Here is a 26,003-nt window from a genome sequence, read left to right on the forward strand (position 1 = left end):
ATGAACTTACGCGTGCCTTCCATTCGCCATGACGATTGCGACGAGCTGGCGGCCCTGTGCAAGGCCGGCGGCGATCCGCTGCGGCTGAATGTATTGCGCGCGCTGGCCAACGATTCGTTTGGCGTGCTGGAGCTGGCGCAGATTTTCGGCATCGGCCAGTCGGGCATGAGCCATCACCTCAAGGTGCTGGCGCAAGCCGACCTGGTGGCGACACGCCGTGAGGGCAACGCAATTTTTTATCGTCGCGCCCTGCCCCACAGTGGATTGCTCGGCGGCAAGCTGCACGCGGCGTTGTTGGAAGAAGTCGACGATCTGGATCTGCCTGATGAAGTGCAAGCACGCATCGAGCAGGTTCATGGTCAGCGTGCCGCCGCCAGCCGGGACTTTTTCGCTCGGGTCGCGGAAAAATTCCGTGCCCAGCAGGACTTGATCGCAGGCCTGCCGCAGTACCGTGACAGCGTGCTGGCCCTGCTCGACAAACTGAACTTCGATGGTGCAGCCACGGCCATTGAAGTCGGCCCCGGCGATGGTGCTTTTCTGCCGGAACTGGCCCGTCGCTTCGGCACCGTAACCGCGCTGGACAACAGCCCGGCGATGCTCGAACTGGCGCGTCAGGTATGTGAACGTGAACAGCTGGCTAACGTCAGCCTGCAATTGGCCGATGCATTGAACGGCACAAGCCTTCAAGCCGATTGCGTGGTGTTGAACATGGTCCTGCACCATTTCGCCGCCCCGGCCGATGCGCTCAGGCACATGGCCGACTTGCTGCAACCGGGCGGTAGCCTGCTCGTGACAGAGTTATGTAGCCACAACCAGAGTTGGGCCAGGGAGGCCTGCGGTGATCTCTGGTTGGGGTTTGAACAGGACGATCTGGCCCGTTGGGCCACCGCTGCGGGACTCGTTCCCGGGGAAAGCCTCTATGTAGGCTTACGTAATGGTTTCCAGATCCAGGTTCGCCACTTTCAGCGACCGGCTGGCGACACTCACCATCGGTAAACTCAGGAAAACATCGAGATGAGCGAATACTCCCTCTTCACCTCCGAGTCCGTGTCTGAAGGACATCCGGACAAAATCGCCGACCAGATTTCCGATGCGGTGCTGGACGCCATTATTGCCCAGGACAAACACGCTCGCGTGGCCGTGGAAACCCTGGTCAAGACCGGCGTGGCCATCGTTGCCGGTGAAGTGACCACCAGCGCCTGGGTCGACCTGGAGCAGATCGTTCGTGACGTGATTTGCGACATCGGCTACACCAGCTCCGAAGTCGGCTTCGACGGCGCCACCTGCGGCGTGATGAACATCATCGGCAAGCAGTCCCCCGACATCAATCAGGGTGTTGACCGTGCCAAGCCTGAAGATCAGGGCGCCGGCGACCAGGGCCTGATGTTCGGCTACGCCAGCAACGAAACAGACGTTTTGATGCCAGCACCGATCACCTTCTCGCACCAGCTGGTGCAGCGTCAGGCTGAAGCACGCAAGTCGGGCCTGCTGCCTTGGCTGCGTCCGGATGCCAAGTCGCAAGTGACCTGCCGTTACGAAGGCGGCAAGGTTGTCGGCATCGACGCTGTGGTGCTGTCGACCCAGCACAACCCGGAAGTGTCGTACAAAGACCTGCGCGAAGGCGTGATGGAGTTGATCGTCAAGCACGTACTGCCTGCCGAACTGCTGAGCAAGGACACCCAGTTCCACATCAACCCGACCGGCCAGTTCATCATTGGTGGCCCGGTAGGTGACTGCGGTCTGACCGGCCGCAAGATCATCGTCGACAGCTACGGCGGCATGGCCCGTCACGGCGGCGGCGCGTTCTCCGGCAAGGATCCATCGAAGGTTGACCGTTCGGCTGCCTACGCTGGCCGTTACGTGGCCAAGAACATCGTTGCAGCCGGCCTGGCCGAGCGTTGCGAGATTCAGGTTTCCTACGCGATCGGTGTGGCTCAGCCTACGTCGATCTCGCTGAACACCTTCGGCACCGGCAAGATCAGCGATGACAAGATCATCAAACTGGTGCGTGAAGTGTTCGACCTGCGTCCATACGCGATCACCACCATGCTCGACCTGCTGCACCCGATGTACCAGGAAACCGCAGCCTACGGCCACTTCGGTCGTGCGCCGCAGACCAAGACCGTTGGCGAAGACAGCTTCACCACGTTCACCTGGGAAAAAACCGACCGCGCCGACGCCCTGCGTTCTGCCGCTGGCCTGTAACCCCCCTGGCTGCATGAAAGCCCCGCACGGTTCGCGCCGTGCGGGGCTTTTTCATGCCTGACAGATTTTTTGAGATCCGTGTGGGAGCGAGCCTGCTCGCGAAGGCGCCCGCCCCGGCAACACCAGTTCCCCTGCCCCGAAACAGTTCGCAAAAAAGCCGCGCAACGCTCTTCAGATCCTCACCTACCCTTCAAGCATCACCCCCCGAGCAAGGACGCTCACAATGCTCTTCACACTGCGCCTGTTGCTGGCCTTCCTGCTGGCACTCATCACCCTCGTCAGCCAAGCCAACTGCCCGAACTGGGATCTTTCCCAAGCCCAACGCGAAATCACCGCCCTGCAAAACCGGATCGACCAATGGGACGACGCCTATCACCGCGAAGGCCGTTCATTGATCAGCGACGAACTCTATGACCAGTCCCGGCTGCGGCTGAAAGAATGGCAAGCCTGTTTCAATCAACCCTCATCCCCGCAGCCGTTGCACACCGCGTCCGGCACGGTCACCCACCCCATCGCCCACACCGGTCTGGACAAGCTGCACAAAGCCGAAGACGTCGCCCACTGGTTGCGCGATCGCCAGAACGTCTGGGTGCAGCCCAAGGTCGACGGCGTGGCTGTCACGCTGATCTACCGCCAGGGAGTATTGCAGCAGGCGATCAGTCGCGGCGACGGTGTCAATGGTCAGGACTGGACCGCTTCCGCGCGCAGGATTGCAGCCATTCCGCAACGTTTGAGGCAGCCACGGGATCTGCTGGTACAGGGCGAACTCTATTGGCGCCTGAGCGCGCATGTTCAATCACAGTCCGGCAGCGTCAATGCCCGCGCCACCGTCGCGGGGCTGATGGGACGTAAAACACTCGATGTTGAACAGGCCGCCGGGATCGGCCTGTTTGTCTGGGACTGGCCGCAAGGTCCTGTGCGGCTGCCGGAAAGAATGTCCGAACTGCAGGCGTTGGGGTTCGCCGCAACCGAGCCCTTTACACAGCCCGTCAGCCGATTCGAAGACGCGCAAAAATGGCGCGAGCACTGGTATCGCTCGCCCCTGCCCTTTGCCAGCGACGGCGTGGTGCTGCGTCAGAGCCAACGGCCACCTGCCGAACGCTGGCAGGCTCGCGCGCCGTATTGGGCAATCGCCTGGAAATACCCGTTCGCCCAAGCATTGGCCGAAGTGCGCAAGGTCAACTTCAAAATCGGCCGCACCGGGCGAATCACTCCGGTGCTGGAACTGCTGCCCGTCAGACTCGATGACCGCGAAATCAAACGGGTCAGCGTCAGCTCGCTCAAGCGCTGGCAAACCCTCGACATCCGTCCAGGCGATCAGGTGGCAATCAGTCTCGCCGGGCTGACCATTCCGCGCCTGGACAGTGTCGTGCTTCGCACCAGCGAACGGGCGGACATCAGCATTCCCGATGCCGGCGATTACCACGTACTGAGCTGCTGGCAACCGACGCCGGGGTGTGAAAGCCAGTTTCTCGCGCGTCTGACCTGGATCAGTGGCAAGCAGGGCCTGGCCATGCAGCATGTCGGGCGTGGCACCTGGGAGAAACTTTTGGAAACAGGCCGTCTGAAACACCTGCTGGATTGGCTGACCCTCGATGCGTCAGAGCTTGCTAACATTGCCGGCCTCGGCGAGCGCAGCAGCGCACGTTTGATCCAGAGTTTTGAGGGCGCGCGGCAACAGCCGTTCGCTCGATGGTTGAAAGCGCTGGGCATGCCGCCGACCGGACAGGCACAACTGGACGATTCGTGGCAGGCCCTGGCACAACGCGACACTGAACAATGGCAGGCAGAAGCCGGCATCGGCCCGGGACGCGCGGCGCAACTGAGCGCATTCTTTCGCGACCCGCAGGTACTGGCTTTGAGTGAAACCCTGAAAGCCGCCGGAATCGACGGCTTCTGAACCTGCAATCCCCGCCCGGCGGGAACCCAACGGCCGGCCAGACGCTCCAACAGCGCAGTGCCCTCCCACCCCGATTGCCTTTGCACATGGAGCTTTTATGAAATTTCTCGCACCGCTCGCCCTGCTTACTCTTTGCGGCGTCATGGCCGCCCCGGTCATGGCCGAAGAAGACGGCCCGGGCCTGACCGGTTGCGCTGCCAAGAAGCAGGGCATCATCAATCAGATCGAACAGGCCAAGTCGCGCGGCAACATGGAGCAGCAGGCAGGCCTGGAAACCGCACTGCGTGAAGTCAATGAACACTGCACCGACGCCGGGCTGAAAAAAGAACGTGAGAACAAAGTGCTTGAGGCCAAGCATGAGGTGAGCCAGCGTCAGGCGGACCTCGACAAGGCCATGAAGAAGGGCGATCCGGAGAAGATCAACAAGCGCAAGGAAAAGCTCGCCGAGTCGCGCAAGGAACTGCAGGAAGCGCTGGACGAGATCGATAAGTAACCGAAGCCCTTTGGGGAGGGGATTTATCCCCGTCCGACGGCGAAGCGGTCGCAAATTCGGCTGGTCGGGTCCGACTGAAAAAACTCGGCTGTATGGTTTTGGGGCTGCTTCGCAGCCCATCGGGGATAAATCCCCTCGCCACAAGGTACTCAGCAGCTTCAGGAATCAATGATCGCGAAACTCTTTATGGCAAGCACTGCAGGCATCTTCAACTTTCTGCACTGCCGGCCCAAGATTGCTGGCCTTGTACGGCTGAACCTGACTGGCGACCACCAATTCACCGGTGGCTGTCTCGAGGGCGCGGGCCAGTTCCTGAAAACGCGCCTGTTTCTGCCAGACATCATCTTTGGCGCTGGTGTGATCTTCCTCGCGCACCTGCGGGAAATGCTTCCACGGCTCATGGGCCAACGCATCAAGTCTGACTGCGCCCTCGGCAAATTTCGGCCCGTCGAAGGCAATGCGCCCGCGCAACATGCCGCCGAGGTCTTCGCTGGTCTTGAGCATCTGCTTGAAGATCGCCTTGCGCTGGCCCAGCGGCGAATTCGGGTCGACACCGCCACAGGCGGACAAGGTCAGGCAGGCCAGCAATACAACAGCAACTGGTTTCAGAGTCATGGTGGCTTCAGGTCGCGGAAATCGGCGGCCAGTATCCTCGGCTCACCGCCAAACACCAATAGCCCTATTAAAAATACGGGTTGGTCGAGCGCATGGAGCACTCGGCCAACCGGCACAGGAATCACTCCATGAACAGCCGCTTCACGGCCTGGCGTCACCCGCTTATCGTCACCCTTTCACTGCTCGCCATTCTCGCCGGTTGCACAGGCGGAGACAGCGCCAAACCAAAAACCCATGCGCTGGCTACCTATTCCAGCGCGGCATGGGAAGCCTTGCCAGCGGTATCCGATAGCGATCTGGTCGCCGGTTTCGGCTCGTGGCGCAGCGCCTGCACACGACTCAAGGCCGACACAGTCTGGGGGCCGACCTGCGCTGCGGCGGTGAATGTGCCGCAAAGCGCCGCCGAGATTCGTGCATTTCTCAAGCAGAATCTCGATGTCTACGGCCTGCGCGCCGAGAATGACAACCCCAATGGTCTGATCACCGGCTACTACGAACCGGTGTACCCCGGCAGCCTGACGCCCACCGCAACGGCGAACGTGCCAGTGTATGGCGTGCCGGAAGACATGATCATCGTCTCGCTCGACAGCATCTACCCGGAATTGAAAGGCAAGCGCCTGCGCGGCCGCCTCGAAGGTCGCGTGCTCAAGCCTTACGATGACGCGGCGACCATCGAATCCAAAGGCGTGAAAGCGCCAGTGGTCGCCTATCTGACTGACCCGATGAATCTGCAATTTCTACAGATCCAGGGCTCGGGCCGGATCCAGACCGAGGACGGCAAACAGTTGCGCATCGCCTACGCCGATCAGAACGGCCACCCGTACCGGCCGATCGGTCGCTGGCTGGTCGAGCAAGGCGAGCTGAAGAAAGAAGACGTGACCATGAGCGCGATCAGCAACTGGGCCAAGGCCAACCCCACGCGCATTCCGGAATTGCTGGCCAGCAACCCGAGCTACGTGTTCTTCACCCGCAACCCGGACAGCAACGAAGGCCCACGCGGCTCGCTGAACGTGCCGCTGACCGCCGGCTACAGCGCGGCGGTGGATCGCAAGGTGATTCCGTTGGGCAGTCTGTTATGGCTGTCGACCACCAAACCGGATGGCACCCCACTGGTGCGCCCGGTCGCGGCGCAGGATACCGGCGGCGCGATTGCCGGCGAGGTGCGCGCGGATCTGTTCTGGGGCACTGGTGATGCGGCCGGGCAACTGGCCGGGGACATGAAACAGCAGGGGCAGATCTGGATGCTCTGGCCTAAAGGACAAGAGTTGCCGCAAGTGCCGCAGGTGGCGGATACACCGAAGCAAAAGTCTTAGGTTCTTCGTGGTCTGATCCATCGCTTTCGCGAGCAGGCTCGCTCCCACATCTGGAATGCATTCCATGTGGGAGCGAGCCTGCTCGCGAAGAGGCCGGCAGCAACAGCCGATAGTCAGATCGACACAAAGAAAAACGAAGCAATCAGCCCCATCCCGATAAACCACACCACCGAACGCAGTGCAGCCCAGTCAGCCAGGTAGCAAATGATGTACAGCAGGCGACTGGTGATAAACAGCACGGCCAGCACATTGACCGTCACCAGCTCCGCCGTGCCGACCAGATGCGCAACGATCACCGCAGCGGCAAACGCAGGCGTTACTTCAAAGCTGTTCAGTTGCGCGGCGTGGGCGCGACGGGCGACGCCATCGACGCTGTCGAGAAAGTCCCGTGGATCGTAATTGTCCTTGAGGCGGAAACCGCCGCTGGCCTTCGCCACGATCGTGCACACGTAAGGCAGGAAAATCGCGACCAACACACACCACAGAGCCACTGTCATAACGTCGTCCTTTTTTCGATTGGAGAAATTGGCGAGCGATCAGAAATTCATCACCAGCATGCCGATCAGCACCTGCCCACAGGCTAAGAGCCGCGCCCGGCAGAAAGGTTCTTTCAGCTGGATATAACACGGCACTTCCAGCGCGCCGTCGATTAGTCAGATTATTGATTCGCCATGTGTCAGCAGCTGTTTATACTGCAACCCACCACGCCGTACTCAGCTGCACACCAAAAAACTCCAATAAAAGCTGCCTGCTCCGCTTTCTTCGAAAACGGTCGCTGGCACGCGTATGCCTGATCAAAGCGTCAAGACTACCGACAGAGACCTTGCGCATGCCCCTCGCTTTGCTTGCACTCGCCGTTGCCGCGTTCGGCATAGGCACTACCGAACTCGTCATCATGGGCCTGCTGCCCGACGTCGCCCGCGATCTGGCGGTGAGCATTCCTCACGCCGGGCTGCTGATCACCGGTTACGCCCTGGGCGTGGTGTTCGGCGCACCGATCCTGGCGATCGGCACCGCCAATATGCCGCGCAAAGCGACATTGCTGGGCATGACGCTGATGTTCATCCTCGGCAACGTGCTCTGCGCGCTGGCACCCAACTACGCGACGCTGATGGCGGCGCGGGTGGTTACGGCGCTGTGTCACGGGGCGTTTTTCGGCATTGGCTCGGTGGTTGCTGCCGGGCTGGTTGCGCCGAACAAACGTGCGCAGGCGATTGCCATGATGTTCACCGGCCTGACACTGGCCAACGTGCTTGGCGTGCCACTCGGCACAGCGCTGGGCCAATACGCTGGCTGGCGCTCGACCTTCTGGGCGGTGTCGGTGATTGGCATTGTGGCGGCGTTGGCGCAATGGTTGTGGTTGCCGAAACACATCGCGATGGACAAGGCCAATCTCGCCAGCGAATTCAAGGTGCTGGGCAAGGCCAACGTGCTGCTGGCGCTGGGCATGAGCGTGCTGGCCTCGACCAGCCTGTTCAGCGTGTTCACGTATATCGCACCGATCCTGCAAGACATCACTGGCGTCAGCCCCCACGGCGTGACGGTGATGCTGCTGTTGTTCGGCGTCGGCCTGACAGCGGGAAGCATGCTCGGCGGGCGCCTGGCTGATAGCCGCTTGCTGCCGTCACTGGTCGGCGTGGCACTGGCAGTTGTGGTGATTCTCGCGGCGTTCAGCCAGACCAGCCGTGCGGTTATTCCGGCGGCGATTACCTTGGTGCTGTGGGGAATTTTCGCCTTTGCGCTGTGCCCGATTCTGCAGCTGTTGATCATCGATCAGGCGCATGAAGCGCCGAATCTGGGTTCGACGCTGAACCAGAGCGCGTTCAACCTTGGCAATGCCGCAGGCGCCTGGATCGGTGGGCTGGTGGTTGCCAGCGGCGCGGATCTGGCGGACCTGCCGTGGACCGGGGCGCTGGTCGGCGTGCTGACGGTGCTGACGGCGCTGTTGTTCATTTACCTGCAACGTCGGCGGGCGAGTGCGGTCAATGTGTCTGGCTGAGACCTCTATTTATCCCCGTTGGGCTGCGCAGCAGCCCCAAAACCTTCGATCGGGTTTTGTCAGGAATTATCGATAAGCCCGATTGCGACGGCTTCGCCGCCGAGCGGGGATAAATCCCCTCGCCACAATGAACTGTGGTGTGTCCCATGTCGCTGTTTGCCCATCAAACCCCTGCGTCCAACCTCCGGTCGCGCTCCATTCACTCTCCATCCAAAGGACCCCGGATGCTTGAACTCGTCGCCGCTTTCATCTGCCTCACCACCCTCCTGACCTTCGTCAATTTCCGCTTTATCGGCCTGCCGCCGACCATCGGCGTGATGGTTACCGCCCTGCTGTTCTCACTGCTCCTGCAAGGCCTCAGCGTCCTCGGCTTTCCCGGCCTCGAAGACCGCGTGCAGCAACTGATCGGCCAGATCGATTTCGGCGATCTGCTGATGAACTGGATGCTCTCGTTCCTGCTGTTCGCCGGCGCCCTGCACGTCAACCTCAATGATTTGCGCAGCTACCGCTGGCCGATCGGCCTGCTGGCCACCTTCGGCGTGTTGATCGCCACCGTGGTGATCGGCAGCCTGGCCTTCTACATTTTTGCCCTGTTCGGCTGGCACGTGAGTTTCCTCTACTGCCTGTTGTTCGGCGCGCTGATCTCACCGACCGACCCGATTGCCGTGCTCGGCGTACTGCGTACCGCCAACGCTTCGAAACCACTGAAAACCACCATCGTCGGCGAATCACTGTTCAACGACGGCACGGCGGTGGTGGTCTTCACCGTGCTGCTGGGCATCGCGCAACTGGGCGAAACCCCGACCGTCAGCGCCACGGCCATGCTCTTCGTCCATGAGGCGATCGGCGGCGTGTTGTTCGGCGGGCTGATCGGTTATCTGGTCTATCGGATGATCAAAAGCGTCGAGCAGCACCAGATCACCGTCATGCTGACCCTGGCCCTGGTGATCGGCGGTTCGGCGATGTCCACCGAACTGCACGTCTCGGCACCGATCGCGATGGTGGTCGCCGGTCTGATCATCGGCAACCTGGGGCGCAATCTGGCGATGAACGACATGACCCGGCGCTATCTGGACGGTTTCTGGGAGTTGCTCGATGACATGCTCAACGCGCTGCTGTTTGCGCTGATCGGCATGGAGCTGTTGCTGCTGCCGTTCAACTGGCTGCACATGGCCGCCGCAGGTCTGCTGGCGGTGGCGATTCTGTTGTCGCGCCTGCTTACCGTGGCGCCGGCGATCCTGCTGCTGCGGCGCTGGCGCTCAGTGCCGGCCGGCACCATCCGCATCCTCACTTGGGGCGGTTTGCGCGGCGGTGTGTCGGTGGCCCTGGCGCTGGCCCTGCCGCTGGGCCCGGAACGCGACCTGCTGCTGAGCATCACCTACATCGTTGTGCTGTCGTCGATCCTGCTGCAGGGCCTGACCATCGGCAAACTGGTCAAGCACGCGACGCGTAATGAGCCGGCCAGCGTGGCTGAGCCAGCCCACCACTGATCATTTCTTGATCGACTGCGGATCGGGCTTAACAGCCTGATCCGCAGATTCCTTCGGCGCACCGCTTTCACTGCGAATCTGCGCATGGCTGATCAGCGCGAAGATGAAGCTGCCGCCAATGATGTTCCCCGCCAGCGTCGGCCCGGCGAACACCGCCCAGAAATCACTCCACGGCAACTCGCCGGCAAACACCAGATACGACACTTCCGCCGATCCGACGACGATGTGGGTGAAGTCGCCCAGCGCCATGAAGTAGGTGATGAGGATGATGATCCACATCTTCGCGCTCTCCATGGACGGGATCATCCAGACCATGGTGGCGATCATCCAGCCGGAGACGATGCCCTTGGCGAACATCTGACTGGCGCTGTGTTCCATGACCTTGCGGCCGATCTCGAGGAAGGCGACGTCGGTCTTGCTGTCGAAAATCGGCAGTTCCAGCATCACGTACGCCACCAGAATCGTCCCGCAGAGGTTGCCGACCAATACCACTGTCCACAGACGGATCAGGCGCAGGAAATTCTTCAGCGTCGGCCTGGTCATCACCGGCAGCACGGCGGTCAGGGTGTTTTCGGTAAAGAGTTGCTGGCGCGCGAGGATGACCGCGAGGAAACCGGCGCAGTAGCCGAAACTGGCGATCACCTTGAATTCGTCGCCGTCGGGCAGGCGCGAATTGAGCAATCCCATGCCCATCAGCGACAGGCCCATGGTCAACCCTGCCGCCAGCGCCGACCACCACAGCGCGGCAATGCTGCGCTCCAGTTCCTGATCGCCCTGGGTGCGGATGATTTCATGCAGAACGGCCGCGCGCGGCGGCTGGCTCTTCTCGACTTCGTGCTGCTCCTTGGCCGAGAGGTCGGGGGTCTTGTCGCTGGTGGGGGTGGTCATGGCGTGGCAACCGGTGGGGGGCGATGTAGCTACGACCGTTGCGCTTCATGGCTGTTCAGTGGCCAGGCGAATCTCCGCTGAATTGGCAACCGCTTTCGCGAGCAGGCTCGCTCCCACAAGGATCACGCTGTACCTGTGGGAGCGAGCCTGCTCGCGAAGAATGCGCCGCCGATCTTATTGAACAGCTTCGTCATCCTTGAACTGGTCTTTCACATATTTGATCTCGGTCCGCCCGTGCGGCGCCGGCAGGCCGTCTTCGCCGAGGTTGACGAACACCATCTTCTCGACGGTCAGGATGCTCTTGCGGGTGATCTTGTTGCGCACTTCGCAGGTCAGGGTGATCGAGGTGCGGCCGAATTCGGTGGCGGTGATGCCCAGTTCGATGATGTCGCCCTGGCGCGAGGCGCTGACGAAGTTGATTTCCGAGATGTACTTGGTCACCACACGCTGGTTGCCCAGTTGCACGATGGCGTAGATCGCCGCTTCTTCATCGATCCAGCGCAGCAGGCTGCCGCCGAACAGGGTGCCGTTGGGGTTGAGGTCTTCGGGTTTAACCCATTTGCGGGTGTGGAAATTCATGTTCACTCCTGAGCGCTTGCCGAAAGATGCGCCCATCTTGGCAGACTGCTCAGTCAGGCTCCAGGCAGCTGCGACTATGGTCGCCATTGGCGATCTTCATCTGGCCGACAGAAACCCTTTGGAAGATCAGCCCGGGCGGCTATAATCGCCCCCGTTTCAAAAAACGGTAACGTTCACTGGCTACCGTTTTCCCGCCACCTGTCCGAGGGGCGCTGCAGCAGGTTCGACCTGTCAGGCTCGGATGGGGCGTTGACCGGCTCACGCCGGACACTAAACGCACAACGGCGCCCATTCGCATACATTACGAATGGAGGCTCTTCATGAGCGCTGTCAACACGCCTGCCGATTTTACCGATTACAAAGTTGCCGACATGTCCCTGGCTGCCTGGGGCCGTCGCGAAACCATCATCGCCGAATCGGAAATGCCTGCCCTGATGGGTCTGCGCCGCAAATACGCTGCCGAGCAGCCGCTCAAGGGCGCGAAAATCCTCGGCTGCATCCACATGACCATTCAGACTGCCGTGCTGATCGAAACCCTGGTTGCCCTGGGTGCCGAAGTACGCTGGTCGTCCTGCAACATTTTCTCCACTCAGGATCAGGCCGCTGCCGCTATCGCTGCCGCCGGTATCCCGGTGTTCGCCTGGAAAGGCGAGACTGAAGAAGAGTACGAGTGGTGCCTGGAGCAGACCATCCTCAAGGATGGCCAGCCATGGGACGCCAACATGATCCTCGACGACGGCGGCGACCTGACCGAGCTGCTGCACAAGAAATACCCGCAAGTGCTCGATCGCGTTCACGGCGTGACCGAAGAAACCACCACTGGCGTACACCGTCTGCTGGACATGCTGGCCAAGGGCGAGCTGAAGATCCCGGCGATCAACGTCAACGACTCGGTGACCAAGTCCAAGAACGACAACAAGTACGGCTGCCGTCACAGCCTGAACGATGCGATCAAGCGCGGCACCGACCACCTGCTGTCCGGCAAGCAAGCGCTGGTCATCGGTTACGGTGACGTGGGCAAGGGCTCGGCCCAGTCCCTGCGTCAGGAAGGCATGATCGTTAAAGTCTCCGAAGTTGACCCGATCTGCGCCATGCAAGCCTGCATGGACGGTTTCGAACTGGTGTCGCCATTCATCGACGGTATCAACGACGGTTCCGAAGCGAGCATCGACAAAGCGCTGCTGGGCAAGATCGACCTGATCGTGACCACCACCGGTAACGTCAATGTTTGCGACGCGAACATGCTCAAAGCCCTGAAGAAGCGCGCCGTTGTCTGCAACATCGGTCACTTCGACAACGAAATCGACACCGCTTTCATGCGCAAGAACTGGGCATGGGAAGAAGTGAAGCCACAGGTGCACAAGGTTCACCGCACCGGTGCCGGCAGCTTCGACCCACAGAACGACGACTACCTGATCCTGCTGGCCGAAGGCCGTCTGGTGAACCTGGGCAACGCCACCGGTCACCCGAGCCGCATCATGGACGGTTCGTTCGCCAACCAGGTTCTGGCACAGATCTTCCTGTTCGGCCAGAAATATGCCGACCTGTCGCCAGCGCAGAAAGCCGAGCGTCTGACCGTTGAAGTGCTGCCGAAGAAACTCGACGAAGAAGTGGCCCTGGAAATGGTTCGCGGCTTCGGCGGCGTGGTCACCCAACTGACCAAGCAACAGGCTGACTACATCGGCGTCACCGTCGAAGGCCCGTTCAAGCCGCACGCCTATCGTTACTAACAGGCGCTGAATGCTCGCTCTCCCTGTGGGAGCGAGCTTGCTCGCGAAGGCGGCTTATCATTCAACATCCGTGTTGTCTGACCCAGCGCTTTCGCGAGCAGGCTCGCTCCCACACCGGATTGCAGCGCCTCGAAGGTACTTGTTTCCAAGGGTATGACCATGTCCCAAGACCGTCGCTACAGCTTCGAGTTTTTCCCGACCAAGACCGATGCCGGGCAAGAAAAGCTGCTTGCCACTGCCCGTCAGTTGGCCACTTACAACCCTGATTTCTTTTCCTGCACCTACGGCGCTGGCGGTTCGACCCGTGATCGCACGCTCAACACCGTGTTGCAGCTGGAAAGCGAAGTCAAAGTCCCCGCCGCTCCGCACCTGTCGTGCGTCGGTGACAGCAAGGACGACCTGCGCGGCCTGCTGAACGAATACAAGACTGCCGGCATCAAGCGCATCGTTGCCCTGCGTGGCGACCTGCCGTCCGGCATGGGCATGACCAGCGGTGAGCTGCGTCACGCCAATGAACTGGTGGAATTCATTCGTGAAGAAACCGCCGATCATTTCCACATCGAAGTCGCCGCATACCCGGAGATGCATCCGCAAGCGCGCAACTACGAAGACGATCTCGCCAACTTCGTGCGCAAGGCAAAGGCCGGTGCCGACAGCGCGATCACCCAGTACTTCTTCAACGCCGACAGCTACTTCTACTTCGTCGACCGTTTGCAGGCGCTGGGCGTGGATCTGCCGATCGTGCCGGGGATCATGCCGATTACCAACTACAGCAAACTCGCACGCTTCTCCGATGCCTGCGGTGCGGAAATTCCGCGCTGGATCCGCAAGCAACTGGAAGCCTACGGCGATGACACGCGAAGCATTCAAAGCTTTGGCGAACAAGTCGTCAGCGAGATGTGCGAACGCCTGCTGCAGGGCGGCGCGCCGGGGCTGCACTTCTACTCGATGAACCAGGCCGAACCTAGCCTGGCCATCTGGAACAACCTGAAGCTGCCGCGCTGAAGGTTATCCATGCGATAAAAAAGGCCCTCACCGGGCCTTTTCAATGAAAAGCACAAATGGAATATTGTTGTCGATGATCTGCGCGCAAACAAAAACACGCCCTCAACTGGTCTATCTGGTTTTCGGTGCCGAGACCTACCATCAGGAAGCTGTTTTCAGCATCGCCAGTGCTCTGGCGTGGTTGCGCGAGACACCGGATGCCGCGATCGATATCCAGGTCTTCAGCGACAATCCGCAACCCTACGAGCATCTCCCCGTACGCATTCGCCCGCTGGACGCCGAAACGCGCCAGAAATGGAGCGAGCCCCACGGTTATCATTTCCGCATCAAACATGTCGCGTTGCGCTCGGTACTTGAAGAGCATGAAACGGCGCTGTTGATCGACACCGATACATTTTTCCACTGCTCGCCGCTGAAACTGTTCGAGCGGGTGCAGCCCGGCACCCTGCTGTGCAATGACTACTACGCCCGCTATGGCGACAACAAGATGAGCCTGCTCTACCGCACGCTGTCGGCCACACTGCTGGACAAAGGCCTGACTGACGATCACATGCGCCTGCTCAACTCCGGCGTCATCGGCTTGCACCGGCAGGACGCTCACGTGCTGGACCGCTCCATCGCTTTGATTGATGAGCTGTTCCCGTCGGCACAGGGCGCCTACACCCTCGAAGAGTTCTGCCTGTCAGTGGCCGCCTACCGCACGCTCGACGTCAACAAGTGCCCGGATCTGATTCACCATTACTGGAGCCGCAAGCACCTGTTCAGGGCCAAGGTTCAGGCCTGGGTCGCCAAACATGGCGACAACCCGACCGGCGAGGCTGCACTGGACGACACCCGACGTGTATCACCGCAACTGCCTCGACCACCGCGCCTGCAGCGGATGTTCTACAAGCTCGTCACGCTGCTGCTGCCGACGCATCTGCGTCAGTTCATTCGCGAAATCCTTTACGGCTGCTATGAACATCCCAACGAGTTCGATCAGGCGTGTGCAGCGGTCTGGTGGGACAAGGCGCTGGAAAACCAGCAGCAACGCATTGGCAAGCCGGTTTGCAGGCACTTGCTCAGGGACTGGTTCAGTCGCGGCCTGGTCAAGCGGATCCTTGGTTCGCGTCACGCGAAGGTCCACCAACACCTGCTGAAAACCGCAAGCAAATAAGGCCATCACGGCCATTGCGCCCGGGGTCTGCGCGAAACATGCATGCCAGAGCTTCTCATCAGGCGTTTCGCGTACTAACCTCAGGCCATGCCCCTTATTGCCCAACTGCTGAGCGTTATTCTTCTGACTTGCCTGAGCGTCGCCGCTCGGGGGGAGAAGTTGCGTATTGTCACCGAGCCGTGGGCGCCGTACGTCTACGAACAGGGTGGCAAAAACCTTGGTCTTGACTACGAAACCACCGCCATCGTGTTCCAGCGTCTGGGCATTGAAGTGGAATGGCAGTTCCTGCCGTGGAAGCGCTGCCTGTCGATGCTCGAGACCGGCCAGGCCGACGGTGCCCTGGACATCTTTCACAGCGCCGAACGCGACGCCACCCTGCTCTACCCCAGCGAACCGTTGTCCGATGTCGAATTCGTGATGTTCTACGCCAACGAGCGGCCGCATCCATTCAACACCCTCGAACAACTCAAAGGCCTGACCATCGGCACCTCGCCGGGTTATCTGTACAGCCCTGACTTCAGCCAGTCGGACCTGTTTACCCGTGAGCCGGCGCCAACCCATGAAGCCAATTTCGGCAAACTGGTGCGCGGACGCATCGACCTGTTGATTACCGATCGCCGCGTCGGTCAGCATTTGCTCGATGAACTGGATATTCGCGATCTGATCACGGAAAACCCGACGGTTATCAGCCGCCAGAGCCAGTTTCTAGCAGTTCGGCGCAATGCCGGCATGGATTTGTTGGTGCAGCGTTTCGGTGCCGAGCTCAAGCGTTTCAAGCGCGAACCGGCCTACGCCGAGCTCAGCGCGCGCTACGGTGCCGCGCCTGTTGATAGCGCATCACTGCGCTCGGCCACGGCCAGCGGCGAAACCGTTGAGCAGCAGGAAAGCAGCGCGCAGTGATTGCTCTGTTATACTCCGGCGTTCCCGCCAGGCTCACGCCCGGACGCCCGGAACCGTAACAGGCCTCTCGACCCGCTACAGCGCAGCTTCCAGCCCGCGCGAGCGCTCCTGACGTGCCTTCGGAACCGCCGCTGGACCGGACGGGATTGCGTCCTCTTAAACGTGATTCGCGCCAGGCAAGACTCCCATTGGGCCAAGCCCTAACTAAAACAGGATTACTCATGTCCTTTGCTTCCCTCGGTCTCTCCGAGGCTTTAGTCCGTGCCATCGAAGATGCGGGCTATACCGAGCCTACTCCGGTGCAACAGCGGGCCATTCCCGCCGTGTTGCAAGGTCGCGACCTGATGGTGGCGGCTCAGACAGGTACCGGTAAAACCGGCGGTTTCGCCCTCCCGATTCTGGAGCGGTTGTTCCCCAACGGTCACCCGGACAAATCCCAGCGTCACGGCCCGCGCCAACCGCGCGTGCTGGTCCTGACCCCGACCCGCGAACTCGCGGCCCAGGTGCACGAGAGCTTCAAGATCTACGCCCGTGACCTGAAATTCGTCAGCGCCTGCATCTTCGGCGGCGTCGGCATGAACCCGCAGGTCCAGGCCATGTCCCGTGGCGTCGACGTTCTCGTCGCCTGCCCGGGTCGCTTGCTCGACCTCGCCGGCCAGGGCAGCGTCGATCTGTCCCACGTGGAAATTCTCGTTCTCGACGAAGCCGACCGCATGCTCGACATGGGTTTTGTGCACGACGTGAAGAAAGTCCTCGCACGTCTGCCGGCCAAGCGTCAGAACCTGCTGTTCTCGGCAACGTTCTCCAAAGACATCACCGATCTTGCCGGCAAACTGCTGCACAACCCGGAACGCATCGAAGTGACGCCGCCGAACACCACGGTCGAGCGCATCGAACAACGCGTGTTCCGCCTGCCCGCCAGCCACAAACGTGCGCTGCTGGCACACCTGATCACCGCCGGCGCGTGGGAACAGGTGCTGGTGTTCACCCGCACCAAGCACGGCGCCAACCGTCTCGCTGAATACCTGGACAAACATGGCCTGCCGGCGGTGGCGATCCACGGTAACAAGAGCCAGAACGCGCGCACCAAAGCCCTGGCCGACTTCAAGGCCGGCGAAGTACGCATTCTGGTTGCCACCGACATCGCTGCCCGTGGCCTGGACATCGATCAGTTGCCGCATGTGGTCAACTTCGAGCTGCCGAACGTCGATGAAGACTATGTGCACCGTATCGGCCGTACCGGCCGCGCCGGTCGTTCCGGCGAAGCGATCTCGCTGGTCGCGCCAGACGAAGAGAAGCTGCTGAAAAGCATCGAGCGCATGACCAAGCAGAAGATTGCCGACGGCGATCTGATGGGCTTCGACTCCAGCACCATCGAAGCCGAGAAGCCTGAAGCCCGCGAGCGTCCGGACATCCGCAACCCGCGCAATTCCCGTGGCCCACGTGGCGACGGCCCGAATGGCGGCGGCGGTGGCGGCGGTCGCAAGGACAAAGGCAAAGACAAGGGCAAGGAAAAGCCGGCCGCTGAACGTGGCGAGCGCCCTGCCCGTCAGCAGAAACCGCGCGAAGGCACGCCGAGCCGCGAACAGCGCCCGAGCCAGCCACCGCGTGCAGCGGCTGACCGCGCTCCGGACGAGTTCCTCGACGACGATATCGATAACTTCGGTAACCGCGTTGACTACGTGCCGAAGGCCGCTCCTGCCGGCGGCCGTGGCCGTCGTCCGGGCGCACCGGCGCAAGGCGCAGGCGCACCACGCGGTGGTCAGCCTCAGGGTCGTCAGAACGGTCCGCGCAACAGCAACGGTTCGAGCACCGGCACGCCACCGGCCAAACGCAGCGGCCCGCGCAATGGCGCACCGCGTGACGGTCAGGGTCGTCGTGACGAATCCGCGCCGCGCAACCGCCGCCCGGCCCGTGACGATCAGCCACGCAGCGAACCAGCCGTGCAGAATCCGCGCAGCAACGGTCCGAAGATCATGCACAAGGAATCGAAAGCCGACCGCTTCCCGACGCCTGAGCAACTCGATCAACTGCCAAGCCGCCCGCGTGGCGAGAAACCAGCACTGCTGACCCGCAATCGCTGAGTTTCAAGCCGCAATGAAAAATGCCCCGGCTCGAAAGAGCCGGGGCATTTTTTTACCTCGATATCTCTGCCACACCGCAATACCCCTGTGGGAGCGAGCCTGCTCGCGAAGGCGGCGGGTCAGTCAGCAATGATGTTGCCGGAATGACCGCTTTCGCGAGCAGGCTCGCTCCCACAGGGGATGTGTCGCAGGCAATAAAAAACGCCCCGGGCCTTTTGACCAGGGGCGTTTTATTGTGGCGAGCGAAAGTTATTTAACTTTCACACCTTCCAGCGAGATATCCAGATCTGCAGTTTGCGAGGTTGGGCCTGGGCCCTTGATCCCGAAATCGTTCAGATTGAGAGTGGTCTTGGCGTTGAAGCCAGCGCGCTCGCCGCCCCATGGATCCTTGCCTTCGCCGTTGAATGTGGCCTTGAAGGTCACAGGCTTGGTCACGCCGTGCAAGGTCAGGTCGCCGGTCACGTCAGCAGTCTTTTCACCGGTCGATTTAACGGCGGTGGAGACGAACTTGGCATCAGCAAACTTGCTCACGTCGAGGAAGTCTTTGCTGGCGATGTGCTTGTCACGTTCAGCATGGTTCGACCACAGGCTGGCAGTTTTCACATCCACAGAGATCTTGCTGGCTTCAGGCTTGGCCGAATCCCAAGAGAAAGTACCGTCGAAATCTTTGAAAGTACCGTGGATGAAGCTGTAACCCAGGTGGCTGATTTTCCAGTCAACGAAGGCGTGCTGGCCTTCCTTGTCGATTTTGTAGTCCGCAGCCATGGCCTGACCAGCCGAGAGCAGTGCAGAACCGATTGCCAGAGCGGCCAGAGTCTTTTTCAACATGCTTTCTTTTCCTTTGAGTCGAGGTTGAATTTCAGGCTTTGCGACCGAGCATTCGAGTGAGGGTCGCATCACGATCGATAAAGTGGTGCTTCAATGCTGCCAACGCATGGAGACCGGAAAAAATTACCAGTGCCCACGCCAGCCAGAGATGAATCACCCCAGCGGTATCTGCCTGATCCGGTAGTCCGGAGAGCAGTGCAGGAACTTCAAACAGGCCAAACACCGGGATCCCGACACCGTCTGCGGTGGAAATCAGGTAACCGGCAATCATCACAGCGAACAGCGCCAGATACAGAAACCCGTGGCCGAACTTGGCGCCGATACGGGTCATGCGGCTGTAGCTTTGCAGCGTTGGCGGCGGCGGGCTGATGAAACGCCACAGCACCCGCAACACCATCACACCGAGCAGCACCAGACCGATGCTCTTGTGCAGATCCGGCGCGTCTTTGCGCCAGGTGCTGTAGTAATCCAGCCCGACCATCCACAGACCCAACGCAAACAGCCCGAAGACCGCCAGCGCCACGCCCCAGTGCATGAAGATGCTGACCCAACCATAGCGCGAAGAAGAGTTACGTAGCTGCATTGCCCAAATCCTGTGAGAACTGCGAACCAAGACTAGCGAGTTATCTATCGAATTAAAGCGGAAAATTTTGCTTTGAAATATCGAGAAATACGATCAAGAGTCTGCGAGCGAGGTGTTAAGGAAGGATTAAAGGCGATCTCAGGATAGGGCGCTTGAACAAATGAACGGTTTTGATATCGGGCGCCTGCGCAAACCCAAGCAAAAGTGGCTGAGGAAACTGCCGAACGGGACAGAGTTCTTCAAGTGGGAGTTTTGACTGACCAGCCATTCATGGCCGATCAGTTATGAAGTACTGCCGGCGGTTGCAGGCATTCGGCACTGTAGGGGTCTATGTGGCACTTGTGCGCCAGTTCAGAACCATAGCCGCCGGGGAAAAATTGCCCGTTGCTACATCCGGAAAGTGCAATCGAAACCAGTATCGCGATAAGCGTTTTCATAGCATGCCCCCAATTTTTTCCAGCATAAAATTGGCGCGCTGGCAGCCGCTATCACCTCATTCCGAGCATCTTGTGGGAAGGCTCCGGTACGCCGGTAAGTCCCGTAACCGGATGACGAAGGACTGAACCGCAGGGCAAAAAAAACGCGACCCGAGGGCCGCGTTTTCATGTGAACAAAGCCTTACTGCGCCTTGGTCTCGGTCGTTGCAGCAGGCTTGGCCGCTGGTTTCTTCGCCGGCTCAGCCTTTTTCGCTGCCGGTTTGGCCGCCGGCTTTTTCGTTTCGGTTTTGGCTGCAGGCTTCTTCGCCGCTGGCTTGGCCGCTGCTTTTTTCGCCGGCTCGGCTTTCACCGGGGCCGCTGGTTTCGGTGCTTCCACCGGCGCTGGCGCAGGTGCCGGGGTCGGTGCAGGCGCTGGAGCGGCCGGAGCAGGTGCTGGCTCTGGCGCTTTCGCAGGCTCAGGCTTTTTCTCGTCATCCGAACCGCCGAACAGGTTGCTGAAGAAGTTGCCCTTCTTCGCCGCCACGGCACCCGCCGCGCCTGCAGCTGCTGCAGCCGGAACCACTTTGACCGGTTCAAAGGACTTGCCTGCCGCCAGATCTTCAACCTGGCTGGCCGCGCGCTGGCCGGTGCGCAGTGCGCCTTCCAGGGTGCCCGGGTACAAGGTGTCGGTGTGTTCGCCGGCGAACGCTACGCGTTGCAGCGGACGTTCCCACAGGCGCCAGAACTTGCTGATCTGCCCCGGGCCGTAAGCCAGGTAGGCGCCGCCCATCGACGGGTCGGTGCTGTAGCGACGGATTTCATAACCGGTGAACGAGCCACGGGCCTGTGGATAAAACGCGTGCAGGCGGATCAGCACCTGATCGACCATCTGCTTGTCGCCGAACGCCTGCATCACACGGGCGTTATCGCCGGACAGGTTGATCACCACATTGGCGCCGCCCTTCAGCGCCGGCTCGATCCAGAGCATGCCTAAACCTGCGTTGCTGTAGATCTCGCCGGACATGCGCGATTTGCTTTCCCACACTGGCGTCTTGAACTTCAGCATGATCTGGTCGCGCCAGCCGTAGTTGGTGCCCTTGATCGCCGCCAGATGCTGGGCATCCAGCGCCGGGGTCAGCGAGATCTTGTTCAGTGCGCGCAACGGCACCGCCAGCACCACGTAGTCAGCCTGATAGCCGACGCTGCCGACTTTGACGGTCACGCCGTCCTTGTCCTGGATGATCGCCGAGACCGGCGAGCTGGTCTTGATGGTCTTGATCTGTTTGACGAAGGCCTGGGCCAGGACCTGGCTGCCGCCGACCAGACGCGAGGCGCGCAGGTCGCGGTCGGAGACGCCGCGATAGACGCGGTTCTGCTGAGCGAAATACAGCAGCGACAGACGCGAAGGTTCGTCGTAGTGGGTGCGGATGTCCTGGTTGATCAACTGACGCGCGGTGGCCGGCAGGTTCTGCTTGTCGAGCCAGCTCGATACGGTGATCTGGTCCAGCGCATGCAAAGTGGCGGTCGCCGCCGGGTTCTGCGGGTCGTCGATCGAGCGCGCCAGATCGTCGAGGGTTTTCTGGTAGCGCTTGAGCGCATCGGCGGTGGCTGGCTGCTTGGTGGCCAGATCAGCGGCGGAGAAATAATCGCCGTCGATCAGATAACCCGGCGTACGCACGAATTCCGGCGCCGGCGTGGTGCCGAGCTTGAAGGTCGACACGTACTTGTTCAGCACCGGCTGGGTCTTGTCGTTGCCGATCCATTCGCTGGTGGCCATGCCCGAGCGGCCGCCCAGGCTCGGTTTGGCTTCCAGCAGAGTGACCTGCCAGCCTTTGTTCTGCAGTTCGTAAGCGGCGGTCAGACCCGACAGGCCGCCGCCGATCACGATTGCGGTTTTATCCTTGGCCAGCGCCGTAACGCTGAACAGCCCCAACATCACCAGCGCACAGGCGCGCAGCCAACCGACAGACATTCAGCGAACTCCGGAAAAACATGTGGGAAAAAGCAGTTTTGCGAGTCAGACGACTCAAATAACCGCGAAGAATACGTTAGCCATCAAAACGCCGCCAGCGACGTCTATCGGCTCAGACAAAGTAGCTCAATCGACACAATGGGTTGTTCCCGCGCGATGCATTGCATAGGCTTGCGCGATTGTTCGCCCGCGCCTGACGCGAGCCGCCTCGAGGAGACTGTAAATGGGCCTGAATAACCAGTGGATGCAACGCGATCTTGCGGTGTTGTGGCATCCCTGCACCCAGATGAAAGACCACGAACAGCTGCCGCTGATCCCGATCAAGCGCGGCGAAGGCGTCTGGCTCGAAGACTTCGAAGGCAAGCGCTACCTCGACGCGGTCAGTTCCTGGTGGGTCAACGTGTTCGGCCACGCCAACCCGCGCATCAACCAGCGCATCAAGGATCAGGTCGATCAACTCGAACACGTGATTCTTGCCGGTTTCAGCCATCAGCCGGTGATCGAGCTGTCCGAGCGTCTGGTGGAAATGACCCCGCAAGGCTTGAACCGGGTGTTCTACGCCGATAACGGCTCGTCGTGCATCGAAGTCGCGCTGAAGATGAGTTTTCATTACTGGCTCAATCGCGGCCAGCCGAACAAGAAGCGCTTCGTCACCCTGACCAACAGCTACCACGGCGAAACCATGGCAGCGATGGCGGTCGGCGATGTGCCGCTGTTCACCGAGACCTACAAAGCCCTGTTGATGGACACCATCAAAGTGCCGAGCCCGGATTGCTATCTGCGCCCGCAAGGCATGAGCTGGGAAGAACATTCGCGCAACATGTTCGCCGCCATGGAACAGACGCTGGCAGCGAATCATGACAGCGTCGCGGCAGTGATCGTCGAGCCGTTGATTCAGGGCGCCGGCGGCATGCGCATGTATCACCCGGTGTACCTCAAGCTGTTGCGCGAGGCCTGCGACCGCTATGGCGTGCACCTGATCCACGATGAAATCGCCGTCGGCTTCGGCCGCACCGGGACGATGTTCGCCTGCGAACAGGCCGGCATCCGCCCGGACTTCCTCTGCCTGTCCAAAGCCCTGACCGGCGGCTATCTGCCGCTGGCGGCGTGCCTGACCACCGACGAGGTCTACAGCGCCTTCTACGACGACTACCCGACTCTGCGCGCTTTCCTGCATTCGCACAGCTACACCGGCAACCCGCTGGCCTGCGCTGCGGCACTGGCGACCCTGGACATTTTCGAGCAGGACAACGTGATCGAGAACAACAAAGCCTTGGCCCAGCGCATGGCCTCGGCGACCGCGCATCTGGTCGATCACCCTAACGTGTCGGAAGTGCGCCAGACCGGCATGGTCCTGGCCATCGAGATGGTCAAGGATAAAGCCACGAAAGAGGCCTACCCTTGGCAGGAGCGTCGTGGCTTGAAAGTTTTCCAGCATGCGCTGGAACGTGGTGCGTTGTTGCGGCCGCTGGGCAGCGTGGTGTATTTCCTGCCGCCGTATGTGATCACCCCGGAGCAGATCGACTTCCTGGCCGAAGTGGCCAGTGAAGGTATTGATATTGCGACGGGTGACAGCGTCAGCGTGGCGGTGCCGAAAGACTTCCATCCGGGATTCCGCGACCCGGGCTGATCGATACCAAAGGTTTGAGAAGGACCCTGTGGCGAGGGGATTTATCCCCGTTGGGTGGCGAAGCCGCCCTGAAATCTGCAATCGCGGTGAGTCAGGATTATTGCGTGTGCTGATTTCACGACTGCTGCGCAGCCGAACGGGGCGGTGCGACGGTTCGCTAAATCCCCTCGCCACCAAAGCTCTGCCAACAGTGACTACGCGCCAATTTTTTAGAGACCCGAAATGAGACTGTCCCGCTTCTTTATCGACGCCCCGCTGAGCACTGGCGAACACGAACTGCCGGAAGCCCAGGCGCATTACATCAGCCGCGTGTTGCGCATGGTCGAGGGCGATGCGGTGCAGTTGTTCGACGGTTCCGGCCATGAGTTTCGCGGGTCCTTGGTGGATGTCGGCAAGAAACGCGTGGTCGTGCAGATCGACGAGCAATTCGCCGGGCAAATCGAATCGCCACTGCAGATCCACCTCGGCCAGGGCCTGTCCCGGGGCGAGCGCATGGACTGGGCGATTCAGAAAGCCACTGAACTGGGCGTGACACAAATCACCCCGATCTTCAGCGAACGCTGCGAAGTGCGGCTCAAGGACGAACGCGCCGACAAGCGCTTGCTGCACTGGCGCCAAGTGGCGATCAGTGCCTGCGAACAGTGCGGGCGTTCACGGGTGCCGGTGATTCATCCGCCAGTGTTGCTGGCGGACTGGCTCAAGCAGACCGAAGCCGAATTGAAACTGGTGCTGCACCCGGTCGCAGAACCGCTGGTGAGTCATGCCAAACCGGCGACGCTGGCGTTTCTGATCGGACCGGAAGGTGGCCTGACGGATGGCGAAGTCGAGCAGGCCAAAGGCAACGGTTTCCACGCCGCCCGCCTCGGCCCACGGGTGCTGCGCACCGAGACTGCGCCGGTGGTGGCGCTGGCGGTAGCCCAGCAACTTTGGGGTGATTTCTAAACCTTTTTGCCGGACTGATCGTTCCCACGCTCTGCGTGGGAATGCAGCCCGGGACGCTCCGCGTCCCAAACAGCGTGACGCAGAGCGTCACAGGAGGCGTTACCACGCAGAGCGTGGGAACGATCAGTAAGCCGGGCTACAGCACGTAAAACAGAATCGCGACAAAATGCAGCAAGCTCCCGGCAATCACGAACAGGTGCCAGATGCCATGGGCATGCCGCAGTCGGTGATCGAGGGCAAAAAAGATAATCCCCACCGTATACAACACCCCGCCCGACGCCAGCCAGGCAAACCCGGCCGTGCCCAGCGCGGCGATCAGCGGTTTGACCGCGACCAGCACGATCCAGCCCATCACCGCGTAAATCACGATCGATAGAATCCGTGCCTCGGAGCGCGGTTTGATCTCTTGCAGAATACCGATCAGCGCCAGCCCCCAGACAATCCCGAACAGCGTCCAGCCCCAAGGCCCGCGTAACGTCACCAGGCAGAACGGCGTGTAGCTGCCGGCGATCAACAGGTAGATCGAGAAATGATCGACCTTCTTCATGATCGCTTTCTTGCGCCCGCGCACGCTGTGGTACACGGTCGAGGCGCTGTAGAGCACCAGCAAAGTGAAGGCGTAGATCGCCACGCTGACGATCTTCCAAGGGCTGCCGTCGAGGCTGGCAATCACCAGCATCCATACGCCGCCGATAAACGCGGCGATGGCTCCGACCAGATGGGTCCAGGCGTTGAGTTTTTCCCCGTGATACATGTGTCGCATACCTCGTAGTCACTACCGCAAGCGCGCAAGGCTCGGGCCTTGAGCGTAAAAGCGCAATGTTTCTGTTCAACCTCGCCTGCGCGACCCGCGGGAATTGGGCACAATCGCCCGATACCAAAAAGAGTCCGCGCCATGCTGATCGACGAAGAATTGACCCTGAAAAAACTCGAGGTGTTCCTCGCCTTCATGCGCACCGGCAACCTCGCCCGCGCCGCCGCCGAATTGCAGACCAGCAACGTCAGCGTGCACCGCGCCATTCACTCTTTGGAAAATGCTCTGCGCTGCCCGCTGTTCAAACACGAAGGGCGCAACCTGACGCCGCTGGAAAGCGCTTATGTGCTGGAAGAACGTGCGCAGAAGCTGATCAACGACGTCGTCGACAGCGTGCGCCTGACCCGCGAAGCCGCCGGATTTTCCGCCGAGCGCTTCAAGCTCGGCTCGCTGTATTCGCTGACGGTGAAGACGGTGCCACAGCTGATCATGGGCCTGAAAATCCGCCGCAGCGAACTCAA

The 26,003-nt window shown here is 60.8% G+C and carries 23 protein-coding genes and 1 riboswitch; of the genes, 15 read left to right on the forward strand and 8 right to left on the reverse strand.

The window, feature by feature from the left end:
• From D8U61_RS09470 to D8U61_RS09485, 4 genes are all read left to right on the forward strand, one after another.
• Positions 1–996, forward strand: a complete 996-nt coding sequence (locus D8U61_RS09470; RefSeq protein WP_016772782.1) for a metalloregulator ArsR/SmtB family transcription factor — start codon at positions 1–3, stop codon at positions 994–996.
• An 18-nt stretch (positions 997–1,014) separates the two neighbouring features.
• The gene (gene metK, locus D8U61_RS09475; RefSeq protein ID WP_024014624.1) at positions 1,015–2,205 is read left to right on the forward strand and encodes a methionine adenosyltransferase; all 1,191 of its coding nucleotides are present in this window, start codon (positions 1,015–1,017) and stop codon (positions 2,203–2,205) included.
• 223 nt (positions 2,206–2,428) lie between these two features.
• Positions 2,429–4,105 (forward strand): NAD-dependent DNA ligase LigB, encoded by a 1,677-nt coding sequence (gene ligB, locus D8U61_RS09480; protein ID WP_130926811.1) that lies wholly within the window; start codon positions 2,429–2,431, stop codon positions 4,103–4,105.
• Between the two features lie 97 nt (positions 4,106–4,202).
• Positions 4,203–4,598: a DUF1090 domain-containing protein gene (locus D8U61_RS09485; RefSeq protein ID WP_016772779.1), complete on the forward strand. Its 396-nt coding sequence runs from the start codon at positions 4,203–4,205 to the stop codon at positions 4,596–4,598.
• A 165-nt stretch (positions 4,599–4,763) separates the two neighbouring features.
• Here the strand turns inward: D8U61_RS09485 and D8U61_RS09490 are convergent, their stop codons facing one another.
• Positions 4,764–5,213, reverse strand: a complete 450-nt coding sequence (locus D8U61_RS09490; RefSeq protein ID WP_130926812.1) for a cytochrome c — start codon at positions 5,211–5,213, stop codon at positions 4,764–4,766.
• A gap of 128 nt (positions 5,214–5,341) precedes the next feature.
• Here D8U61_RS09490 and D8U61_RS09495 point away from each other — a divergent pair, with 128 nt between their 5' ends.
• Positions 5,342–6,526: an MltA domain-containing protein gene (locus tag D8U61_RS09495; RefSeq protein ID WP_130926813.1), complete on the forward strand. Its 1,185-nt coding sequence runs from the start codon at positions 5,342–5,344 to the stop codon at positions 6,524–6,526.
• Between the two features lie 113 nt (positions 6,527–6,639).
• Here the strand turns inward: D8U61_RS09495 and D8U61_RS09500 are convergent, their stop codons facing one another.
• Complete coding sequence (locus D8U61_RS09500) at positions 6,640–7,023, reverse strand: MAPEG family protein (RefSeq protein ID WP_130926814.1); 384 nt, start codon at positions 7,021–7,023, stop codon at positions 6,640–6,642.
• Between the two features lie 332 nt (positions 7,024–7,355).
• Here D8U61_RS09500 and D8U61_RS09505 point away from each other — a divergent pair, with 332 nt between their 5' ends.
• Both D8U61_RS09505 and D8U61_RS09510 read left to right on the forward strand, forming a co-directional pair.
• On the forward strand, positions 7,356–8,525 hold the full coding sequence (locus D8U61_RS09505; protein ID WP_130926815.1) for an MFS transporter: 1,170 nt from the start codon (positions 7,356–7,358) through the stop codon (positions 8,523–8,525).
• A gap of 224 nt (positions 8,526–8,749) precedes the next feature.
• Complete coding sequence (locus D8U61_RS09510) at positions 8,750–10,015, forward strand: sodium:proton antiporter (RefSeq protein WP_024014630.1); 1,266 nt, start codon at positions 8,750–8,752, stop codon at positions 10,013–10,015.
• On the opposite strand, the gene D8U61_RS09515 is transcribed toward D8U61_RS09510, so the two are convergent.
• Together D8U61_RS09515 and D8U61_RS09520 are read right to left on the reverse strand one after the other, a co-directional pair.
• A complete protein-coding gene (locus D8U61_RS09515; RefSeq protein WP_016772773.1) occupies positions 10,016–10,903 on the reverse strand; it encodes a formate/nitrite transporter family protein in 888 nt (295 codons plus the stop codon).
• A 174-nt stretch (positions 10,904–11,077) separates the two neighbouring features.
• Positions 11,078–11,482, reverse strand: a complete 405-nt coding sequence (locus D8U61_RS09520; RefSeq protein WP_016772772.1) for a hotdog domain-containing protein — start codon at positions 11,480–11,482, stop codon at positions 11,078–11,080.
• A 198-nt stretch (positions 11,483–11,680) separates the two neighbouring features.
• Positions 11,681–11,779: riboswitch (S-adenosyl-L-homocysteine riboswitch) on the forward strand.
• 23 nt (positions 11,780–11,802) lie between these two features.
• On the opposite strand from D8U61_RS09520, the gene ahcY reads away from it, so the two are divergent.
• From ahcY to D8U61_RS09545, 5 genes are all read left to right on the forward strand, one after another.
• Complete coding sequence (gene ahcY / locus D8U61_RS09525) at positions 11,803–13,212, forward strand: adenosylhomocysteinase (protein WP_016772771.1); 1,410 nt, start codon at positions 11,803–11,805, stop codon at positions 13,210–13,212.
• Positions 13,213–13,371: 159 nt separating this feature from the next.
• Positions 13,372–14,217 (forward strand): methylenetetrahydrofolate reductase [NAD(P)H], encoded by an 846-nt coding sequence (gene metF, locus D8U61_RS09530; RefSeq protein ID WP_130926816.1) that lies wholly within the window; start codon positions 13,372–13,374, stop codon positions 14,215–14,217.
• Positions 14,218–14,260: 43 nt separating this feature from the next.
• The gene (locus D8U61_RS09535; RefSeq protein ID WP_241663611.1) at positions 14,261–15,373 is read left to right on the forward strand and encodes a hypothetical protein; all 1,113 of its coding nucleotides are present in this window, start codon (positions 14,261–14,263) and stop codon (positions 15,371–15,373) included.
• Between the two features lie 87 nt (positions 15,374–15,460).
• Entirely contained in the window at positions 15,461–16,273 is an 813-nt protein-coding gene (locus D8U61_RS09540; RefSeq protein ID WP_041476791.1) for a transporter substrate-binding domain-containing protein, read from the forward strand.
• A 221-nt stretch (positions 16,274–16,494) separates the two neighbouring features.
• Complete coding sequence (locus D8U61_RS09545; RefSeq protein WP_125925456.1) at positions 16,495–18,357, forward strand: DEAD/DEAH box helicase; 1,863 nt, start codon at positions 16,495–16,497, stop codon at positions 18,355–18,357.
• A gap of 249 nt (positions 18,358–18,606) precedes the next feature.
• Here the strand turns inward: D8U61_RS09545 and D8U61_RS09550 are convergent, their stop codons facing one another.
• The 3 genes from D8U61_RS09550 to D8U61_RS09560 all read right to left on the reverse strand — a co-directional run bounded on the left by D8U61_RS09550 (position 18,607) and on the right by D8U61_RS09560 (position 22,156).
• Complete coding sequence (locus D8U61_RS09550; RefSeq protein ID WP_125925455.1) at positions 18,607–19,185, reverse strand: YceI family protein; 579 nt, start codon at positions 19,183–19,185, stop codon at positions 18,607–18,609.
• A gap of 31 nt (positions 19,186–19,216) precedes the next feature.
• Positions 19,217–19,768 carry a cytochrome b gene (locus D8U61_RS09555; RefSeq protein WP_041476792.1) on the reverse strand — a complete coding sequence of 184 codons (552 nt, stop codon included), beginning with the start codon at positions 19,766–19,768 and terminating at the stop codon, positions 19,217–19,219.
• Positions 19,769–20,386: 618 nt separating this feature from the next.
• On the reverse strand, positions 20,387–22,156 hold the full coding sequence (locus D8U61_RS09560; RefSeq protein WP_125925454.1) for a flavin monoamine oxidase family protein: 1,770 nt from the start codon (positions 22,154–22,156) through the stop codon (positions 20,387–20,389).
• 223 nt (positions 22,157–22,379) lie between these two features.
• Here D8U61_RS09560 and D8U61_RS09565 point away from each other — a divergent pair, with 223 nt between their 5' ends.
• On the forward strand, positions 22,380–23,786 hold the full coding sequence (locus D8U61_RS09565; protein ID WP_130926817.1) for an adenosylmethionine--8-amino-7-oxononanoate transaminase: 1,407 nt from the start codon (positions 22,380–22,382) through the stop codon (positions 23,784–23,786).
• 222 nt (positions 23,787–24,008) lie between these two features.
• On the forward strand, positions 24,009–24,728 hold the full coding sequence (locus tag D8U61_RS09570) for a 16S rRNA (uracil(1498)-N(3))-methyltransferase (protein WP_095181344.1): 720 nt from the start codon (positions 24,009–24,011) through the stop codon (positions 24,726–24,728).
• A gap of 136 nt (positions 24,729–24,864) precedes the next feature.
• On the opposite strand, the gene D8U61_RS09575 is transcribed toward D8U61_RS09570, so the two are convergent.
• Positions 24,865–25,482, reverse strand: a complete 618-nt coding sequence (locus tag D8U61_RS09575; RefSeq protein ID WP_039757573.1) for a hemolysin III family protein — start codon at positions 25,480–25,482, stop codon at positions 24,865–24,867.
• A gap of 141 nt (positions 25,483–25,623) precedes the next feature.
• Here D8U61_RS09575 and D8U61_RS09580 point away from each other — a divergent pair.
• Positions 25,624–26,003 (forward strand): LysR family transcriptional regulator (locus D8U61_RS09580; RefSeq protein ID WP_130926818.1); only part of this gene is annotated, 380 nt, incomplete at its 3' end.

The sequence above is a fragment of the Pseudomonas sp. Sample_14 genome, assembly GCF_004307515.1.
Lineage (GTDB): Bacteria > Pseudomonadota > Gammaproteobacteria > Pseudomonadales > Pseudomonadaceae > Aquipseudomonas > Aquipseudomonas atacamensis.

Excerpts from the sequence above, each read along its gene's own strand:
- D8U61_RS09515 (WP_016772773.1), bottom strand. The coding sequence starts at position 10,903 with ATGACCACCCCCACCAGCGACAAGACCCCCGACCTCTCGGCCAAGGAG.
- D8U61_RS09520 (WP_016772772.1), bottom strand. The coding sequence starts at position 11,482 with ATGAATTTCCACACCCGCAAATGGGTTAAACCCGAAGACCTCAACCCC.
- D8U61_RS09575 (WP_039757573.1), bottom strand. The coding sequence starts at position 25,482 with ATGTATCACGGGGAAAAACTCAACGCCTGGACCCATCTGGTCGGAGCC.
- D8U61_RS09560 (WP_125925454.1), bottom strand. The coding sequence starts at position 22,156 with ATGTCTGTCGGTTGGCTGCGCGCCTGTGCGCTGGTGATGTTGGGGCTG.
- metK (WP_024014624.1), top strand. The coding sequence starts at position 1,015 with ATGAGCGAATACTCCCTCTTCACCTCCGAGTCCGTGTCTGAAGGACAT.
- metF (WP_130926816.1), top strand. The coding sequence starts at position 13,372 with ATGTCCCAAGACCGTCGCTACAGCTTCGAGTTTTTCCCGACCAAGACC.
- ahcY (WP_016772771.1), top strand. The coding sequence starts at position 11,803 with ATGAGCGCTGTCAACACGCCTGCCGATTTTACCGATTACAAAGTTGCC.
- D8U61_RS09495 (WP_130926813.1), top strand. The coding sequence starts at position 5,342 with ATGAACAGCCGCTTCACGGCCTGGCGTCACCCGCTTATCGTCACCCTT.
- D8U61_RS09490 (WP_130926812.1), bottom strand. The coding sequence starts at position 5,213 with ATGACTCTGAAACCAGTTGCTGTTGTATTGCTGGCCTGCCTGACCTTG.
- D8U61_RS09470 (WP_016772782.1), top strand. The coding sequence starts at position 1 with ATGAACTTACGCGTGCCTTCCATTCGCCATGACGATTGCGACGAGCTG.
- D8U61_RS09510 (WP_024014630.1), top strand. The coding sequence starts at position 8,750 with ATGCTTGAACTCGTCGCCGCTTTCATCTGCCTCACCACCCTCCTGACC.
- D8U61_RS09565 (WP_130926817.1), top strand. The coding sequence starts at position 22,380 with ATGGGCCTGAATAACCAGTGGATGCAACGCGATCTTGCGGTGTTGTGG.
- D8U61_RS09545 (WP_125925456.1), top strand. The coding sequence starts at position 16,495 with ATGTCCTTTGCTTCCCTCGGTCTCTCCGAGGCTTTAGTCCGTGCCATC.
- D8U61_RS09535 (WP_241663611.1), top strand. The coding sequence starts at position 14,261 with ATGAAAAGCACAAATGGAATATTGTTGTCGATGATCTGCGCGCAAACA.
- D8U61_RS09540 (WP_041476791.1), top strand. The coding sequence starts at position 15,461 with ATGCCCCTTATTGCCCAACTGCTGAGCGTTATTCTTCTGACTTGCCTG.
- ligB (WP_130926811.1), top strand. The coding sequence starts at position 2,429 with ATGCTCTTCACACTGCGCCTGTTGCTGGCCTTCCTGCTGGCACTCATC.
- D8U61_RS09505 (WP_130926815.1), top strand. The coding sequence starts at position 7,356 with ATGCCCCTCGCTTTGCTTGCACTCGCCGTTGCCGCGTTCGGCATAGGC.
- D8U61_RS09555 (WP_041476792.1), bottom strand. The coding sequence starts at position 19,768 with ATGCAGCTACGTAACTCTTCTTCGCGCTATGGTTGGGTCAGCATCTTC.
- D8U61_RS09485 (WP_016772779.1), top strand. The coding sequence starts at position 4,203 with ATGAAATTTCTCGCACCGCTCGCCCTGCTTACTCTTTGCGGCGTCATG.
- D8U61_RS09570 (WP_095181344.1), top strand. The coding sequence starts at position 24,009 with ATGAGACTGTCCCGCTTCTTTATCGACGCCCCGCTGAGCACTGGCGAA.
- D8U61_RS09550 (WP_125925455.1), bottom strand. The coding sequence starts at position 19,185 with ATGTTGAAAAAGACTCTGGCCGCTCTGGCAATCGGTTCTGCACTGCTC.
- D8U61_RS09500 (WP_130926814.1), bottom strand. The coding sequence starts at position 7,023 with ATGACAGTGGCTCTGTGGTGTGTGTTGGTCGCGATTTTCCTGCCTTAC.